The following is a 1,078-nucleotide window of genomic DNA, read 5'->3' as shown; positions in this document are numbered from 1 at the left end:
TGCGGACGTGAGCGGGGCCACCTACACGTACCTGCTCAATGGTCAGGCCCCCAATATGAACTGGACCGGCTTGTTCCGTCCTGGCGAAAAGCTGCGCCTTCGGTTCATCAACGGCTCGGCCATGACGTACTTCGACATCCGTATTCCAGGCCTGAAAATGACCGTGGTAGCGTCGGATGGCCTGTATGTGAACCCGGTTGAGGTCGATGAATTACGCATCGCCGTGGCCGAAACCTTCGATGTGATCGTTGAGCCCACTGCCGAGGCGTACACGGTCTTTGCTCAATCCATGGATCGCACGGGCTACGCCCGCGGCACCCTGGCCGTGCGGGAAGGCTTGGTAGCCCAGGTTCCCCCCCTTGATCCTCGTCCGCTGGTCACGATGGACGATATGGGTATGGGTGGTATGGACCATGGCAGCATGGATTCGGGTACCGACGACGGCATGCAGACCATGAGCAGCATGGGGGGCAATTCTATTGCCGCCATGGACCACAGCAAAATGTCGACCATGCAGGGTATGGACCACGGCGCTATGTCGGGCATGGACCATGGTTCGATGGGCGGCATGGGCGGCATGGTGATGCAGAGCCACCCTGCCAGCGAGAAAAACAACCCGCTGGTGGACATGCAGGCCATGAGCCCCACCGCCAAGCTGAACGATCCTGGCCTGGGCCTGCGTAATAACGGGCGCAAGGTGCTCACCTATGCCGACCTTAAAAGCACTTTCGAAGACCCTGACGGGCGTGAGCCGAGCCGGACCATTGAGCTCCACCTGACGGGGCACATGGAAAAATTTGCCTGGTCGTTTGATGGCATCAAATTCGCGGACGCTCAACCTCTGGTACTCAAATACGGCGAGCGGGTGAGAATCGTGCTAGTGAACGACACGATGATGACTCACCCGATCCATCTGCATGGGATGTGGAGTGACCTGGAGGACGAGGACGGAAACTTCAGGGTGCGCAAGCACACCATCGATATGCCGCCAGGCTCCAAGCGCAGCTACCGTGTCACCGCTGATGCCCTGGGGCGCTGGGCCTATCACTGTCACCTGCTCTACCACATGGAGATGGGT

Annotated in this window: 1 protein-coding gene; it reads left to right on the top strand. The window is 59.4% G+C overall.

What is annotated here, in order from left to right; all coding sequences use genetic code 11:
* On the top strand, positions 1 to 1,078 hold a 1,078-nt coding region (locus tag KDX39_RS26290; RefSeq protein ID WP_231662369.1), incomplete at both ends, for a copper resistance system multicopper oxidase.

Origin of the sequence: Pseudomonas sp. CDFA 610, assembly GCF_021147865.1 — a bacterium.
Taxonomy (GTDB): Bacteria; Pseudomonadota; Gammaproteobacteria; order Pseudomonadales; family Pseudomonadaceae; genus Aquipseudomonas; species Aquipseudomonas alliivorans.
This window is presented reverse-complemented; position numbering and strand designations above follow the sequence as displayed.